Genomic DNA, 6026 nt, shown 5'->3' on the forward strand with positions numbered 1-6026 from the left:
TGCCCCTCTGCATTTCAAACTTGTGAGAAATGCGGGTCAGCACTTTTCATCTCTATGCCCAAGCTGTGCGCCCCTACAAATTGGATGCACCCAAAACAACAGCTTATTTAGCTGAGTGCAACTCCATGCCAAATATTTGTTTTTTTAACCTTTTCCTAGCTGTTTCTTAATATTACTGAGATAAATTGAGTTTGCTAAATAAGAATTAATACTAGTAAGTAATGTAGTTATTTTACGCTACATACTCAATTTTCTGACAGCGATCGCCAGATCGCTCAAGCCATCAGCGCAGCCTATCCCCCGACTGCAAAGTTCATCTTGGCACCAAGCATTTTTTACTCACAAATAACAATGGCATTTACATTCTCAAGTATTGGCGCTGCCAGATTTTGACTAATGAAATCTACATCTATCTAACTTTAATTATTTAGGAATCGCACCAATACAGATGTCTCCACAATGAGGCACTCCAAGTTAGATTGACCGCACAAAAATTTCTCACTAAACACGCACTATTTATGACATCAACAATTTTTACTCCTGGCGATATAGCGATCGTTGGTTACATTAATAATGGTAGCCCTGACTCCTTCTCTTTCGTTAACTTGGCTGCTATTGGCTCAGGTACAGTTATTTACTTCACTGATAATGGCTGGACTGGTTCAGGTTTTCGAGGCGTATCTAACACTGATGCTGATGGTAATGAGAATGTAATTAAATTTACTGCTAATATTGATATTCCTGCGGGTACTGTTATTCGCAGCATTGACACATCTTCACCTAATTTCACTTGGGCTAAATCGGGGTCAGTTGCGCCGCCCGCATCGGGTAATTATGCGGATCTATCTCTTTCCCAAGGTACAGGCTTAACTAACGGCGACCAAATCATTGCTTTGCAATCTACAGGTACAAGCCCTTTATTATCGGGTTTTACAGCCATTTCTCAAATTGACTACACTGGTGCATTTGAAGATGCCACCTCATCAAATACTGGTAATGTAGCCCCAGGTTTATCTCAGGCTGGTAATACAGCAGTTCTGTTTAACAACTCGGCAACTTCCGCCGCATTCAATCTCAATACACTTAGCAGCGGTACAAAAGCTGAGTGGTTAGCAGCAATTAACAATGCCGCTAACTGGACGTTTGCTGGTGCAACTACTTTACCAACTGGTAGCATTACTGTTTCTGGCGGTGCAGGTTCTCAACCAGACCTCACCATCAGCCAAGCAGATTCCCCCGATCCGGTAATTGTTGGCAACCCCCTGACCTACACTCTCACTGTCAGTAACAGTGGTACTGCCAATGCCAACGGCATTTCAGTAGAATATACTTTGCCCAGTGGGATAATCTTTAACGGTACAACTGTTGCCAACGGCTTTACTGCTAGCCAATCTGGTGGTGTCGTCACCTTTTCTGGTGGCAGCATAAATGCTGGTAGTACTGCTACCTTGACTGTTAGCGTCACCCCTAATTCTGCTGGCACTCTCGCCAGTGGTACGGCAATTGTAGATCCGAACAACACCATTGCTGAGAGCGACGAAACTAACAATAGTGCTGCTGCGATCGCAACTACAGTTAACAATGTAGTGGTGGGACAAACACCAACTATTCAACTAGATACAGCTAGCACCACAGACCTTTTAGATGCTAACGGTGCTTTAGCTACTACAGGAACAGGGGCAATTAGCGGCACCATTGGCAATGCTAACGATCCGGCAAAGACACTGGGCGTAAACTTTACCATCGCCGATTCTGATACTCCTGTAGAAAATTTGACTGTAACAGTCACTAGCAGTAATGGGGCTGTGGTTCCTGACGGCAATCTTACACTAACTGGCACTGGCAGCAACCGTAATCTGAAAATTAATCCTGTAGGCGTTGGTACTGCCAATATTACAGTAACAGTTAGTGATGGTGGTAGTACTGCTAATTATGCGATCGCTTATGCAGCATCGGCGAATAATGGTACTGCTACAACTCAATTTTTAACGGGTACAAGCGATGCTTCTACAGCCATTCCTGTGGGTGGGACATTTTTTTTAGAAGCGGATGATGAAAATCAAGTTTTGCGCCTTTACGATTCCAGCAAGTCGGGACTGCCTGTAACTGGTTTTGACTTTACAAACTCTCTAGGACTGACACAGACTGACGGTTCTGGCGCGTTAAGAGAAGTGGATCTCGAAGCTTCAACCAAGGTAGGTAATCGCATTTTCTGGTTGGGGTCACAAAGCAATAGCGATGATGGGAAAAATCGTCCTAACCGCGATCGCATTTTTGCCACGGATATTACTGGTACAGGAGCATCCACCACACTCAGCTATGTGGGTCGCTACAACTTTTTAAAAGAAGACATCATCAACTGGGATGTCACCAACGGTCACGGCAAAGGAGCAAATTACTACGGCTTGGCTGCTAGTGCTGCAACTAATGTCGGGTCAAAGCAATCAGATGGATACAATATCGAAGGGTTGGAAATTGCCCCCGACAACACCACAGCTTATATTGCCTTCCGCGCTCCCCAAGTTCCCCCCTCTGGAAGAGCTAACGCGCTCATTGTCCCCGTTACCAACTTCGCCAGCCTGATATCAGCTAGTGGTGGTACACAAGGCTCGGCACAATTTGGCGCTCCCATCGAATTAGATTTAGGCGGTCGGGGTATTCGGGAAATTCGCAAAAATGCTAATAACCAATACGCGATTATTGCCGGGCCAGCAGGAGACGCAGGAACAGCCCCCAACGATTTCCGCCTCTACACTTGGGATGGCAATCCCAATAGCCAACCGCAATTACGGGCGGCTACATTCCCTGCTAGCTTCAACCCGGAAGGAATTATTACCATCCCTGATAATTTGACAAATACCTCTCAAATTCAATTCGTCAGCGATGATGGCAACAGCGTTCTATACAACGACGGCACAGCAGCTAAAGATTTATCAGAGAACAATTTCAAAAAATTCCGCACCGATAGTATTACACTGGGCGCTGTAGTCCTCACTCCTCGGATTCACGACATCCAGGGCGCATCTCACATCTCTGGGTTAAACGGGCAAAAAGTAGGTGATGTACCAGGAATTGTTACAGTCATCAAATCTAATGGCTTCTATTTACAAGATCCTAACCCGGACAGCGACGATCGCACCTCCGAAGGGATTTTTGTTTTCACCTCATCAGCCCCAACTGTCCAAATAGGAGACTCAGTACTTGTTGGCGGTACGGTGAGCGAATTCCGTCCTGGTGGCGCTACTGGTGCTAACAACTTGACCACCACAGAAATTATTAGCCCCACAATTCTCAAACTCTCCAGTGGCAATGCTTTACCAACTGCGACGATTTTGGGTAATGGCGGCAGAACTATTCCAACCTCGGTAATTGATAATGACACTAACGGTAATATCGAAACTGGAACGACCACCTTCGATCCTGCCCAAGATGGCATTGATTTCTACGAAAGCTTGGAAGGAATGCTAGTACAGGTAAATAATCCTGTCGCAGTTAGCCCGACTAATTCTTTTGGGGAGATTTGGTTGCTGGCGGACAATGGCGCTAATGCTACCGGACGCACAGCCCGCGGTGGTATCGCCGTTAGCCCTAACGATTTTAATCCAGAGCGGATTCAAATCGATGATACCCTGTTCACCTCTGGTAACTCACCGCAGGTTAACGTCGGTGCAACTTTCGCCACGATTAAGGGTGTGGTTGATTATAGTTTTAGCAACTACGAAGTTCTACCCACCTCGGTTACAGTGACTTCAAACACGCTAACAAAGGAAGTCACTAATTTAACTCCCACCACTAACCAACTGACAGTTGCTACCTTCAACGTCGAAAATCTTGATATCGGTGATGGTGCCACCAAATTTAACAACCTTGCCAGCCGCATTGTCAATAACCTGCGATCGCCAGATATCATCTCTCTGGAAGAAATTCAAGACAATAACGGGCCGACGAATGATAGCGTAGTTGATGCCAGCGTTACCTTCCAAACATTAATTGATGCAATTACTGCTGCTGGTGGCCCCACATATCAATATCGTCAAATTAACCCGGTAGATGATACCAACGGCGGCGAACCTGGTGGAAATATCCGCGTCGGCTTCTTATTTAATCCCAATCGTGTCAGCTTTGTAGATACCCCCGGTGGTACTTCTACCTCCAGCACCACAGTCAGCAACGTTGGAGGTATTCCCACGGTTTCTGCTAGCCCTGGTTTGATTGACCCCACTAACTCAGCCTTTACTAGCAGTCGCAAACCATTAGTTGGGCAATTTACTTTTAACGGGAAAACTGTTTATGTAATTGGCAACCACTTTAATTCTAAAGGTGGCGACCAACCTCTATACGGGCCAAATCAACCCCCAACCTTGAGCAGTGAAGTACAGCGCCAGCAACAAGCGACGTTGGTAAAAAACTTTGTCCAGAATATTTTAGCGATCGACCCCAATGCCAATATAGTAGTAGCGGGTGATTTAAATGACTTTGAGTTTTCCAACCCTGTTAGCACCGCAGAAAGCGCTGGACTGACTTCCTTAATTGAAACTTTGCCTCAAAATGAGCGTTATACCTACAACTTTGAAGGCAACGCTCAAACCCTTGACCACATTTTGGTGAGTAATAGCTTGCTCAACAAACTGGATGGGTATGATGTCGTTCACATCAACTCCGAGTTTGCCGATCAGGATAGCGACCACGACCCTAGCCTAGCTCGGTTTAATCTACCTGCGAACCAAGCACCTACAGCCGTAGCTGATATAGTTAACGTTGCCGAATCCGCAACGACATCTAATCTCTATACCACCTTGCTCAGTAACGATACTGATCCCGATGCTGGAGATACGAAAAACATCATTTCTGTCAACACTACTAGCACAAAAGGGCAAGTTTCCTTTAACTCAACTACGCAAAACTTGACTTACACAGCCTCAAGTTTTAACTCTCTATCCCAAGGGCAGACAGCCAGTGATAGTTTTAGTTATGCGATCGCAGACAGTCAAGGTTTACAATCTACCGCGATCGTTAATGTCACCGTCACTGGTGTCAACGATGCCCCGACGCTAGTGCAACCCCTTGACGACAAAATTATCTCTACTAACAAGTCCTTCTCTTTCGATGTGAGTAACAAATTTGCTGACATCGATCTAGCTGATACCCTCAGCTACAGTGCTGCGGGTTTACCCACTGGCTCTAGTATCGTTGCAAACACAGGTGTGATATCCGGCAATATTTCCCAAGTCGGCATCTTTGCAGTCACAGTCACGGCGGCTGATGGTAAAGGTGGCAATGTTAGCGATAACTTTGACCTGACTGTTGCCAATAATAAGGCGACAGCTGGCAACGATATCATCTTTATCGACCAACTTACTGGTTTGAACAAATACATAGTCAATGCCCTAGCTGGGAGCGATCGCGTCATCGGCACTAATACCAGTGAGTTAATCGACGGTGGAACAGGCAATGATTACCTTGATGGTAAAGGCGGTATCGATATCCTCCTTGGGGGGGATGGCAATGACACAATCTTTGGCGGACTTGGCAGTGACATCATATCTGGTGGCAATGATAGCGATCGCCTAACTGGTTGGGGGGGTGGCACAAACGAAATCGACCTTCTCAACGGCGATGGAGGTGCAGATACTTACGTTTTGGGTGATGCCACTTCAGTTTTTTATGCCAGTTCCCGCAACAGTGATTATGCCGATATTGTCAGCTTCCAAGCAAGCGATCGGATTCAGCTTAAGGGAGTTGCTAATAATTACTCACTAGGGTCAGTGAGATCGGCTGTGGGCATTTTCACCAATAATGGAACGGAATTGATTGCTGTTGTAGAAACCGGGTTAAACCGTAACACTAATTTGGCAACAGATACTCGTTTCGTCTTTGTTTAACGAATCGTTTATCTCACGCAGAGGTGCAGAGAAGAATGGCACGCTTGATAAGGGAAAATCGTTGAGGCCGCAGGGGTGCAGAGGAGCGGAGGAGCAGGGGAGAAAGAAGAAATTTTAGGCATTGCGTTCAGATATTTAGAAATT

The 6026-nt window shown here is 45.8% G+C and carries 1 protein-coding gene; it reads left to right on the top strand.

What is annotated here, in order from left to right:
• The first annotated feature begins 518 nt into the window (after positions 1–518).
• On the top strand, positions 519–5882 hold the full coding sequence (locus CDG79_RS38420; RefSeq protein ID WP_094346755.1) for a CARDB domain-containing protein: 5364 nt from the start codon (positions 519–521) through the stop codon (positions 5880–5882).
• Positions 5883–6026 lie beyond the last annotated feature (144 nt).

This window comes from Nostoc sp. 'Peltigera membranacea cyanobiont' 232 (assembly GCF_002245985.1).
Lineage (GTDB): Bacteria > Cyanobacteriota > Cyanobacteriia > Cyanobacteriales > Nostocaceae > Nostoc.

Excerpts from the sequence above, each read along its gene's own strand:
- CDG79_RS38420 (WP_094346755.1), top strand. The coding sequence starts at position 519 with ATGACATCAACAATTTTTACTCCTGGCGATATAGCGATCGTTGGTTAC.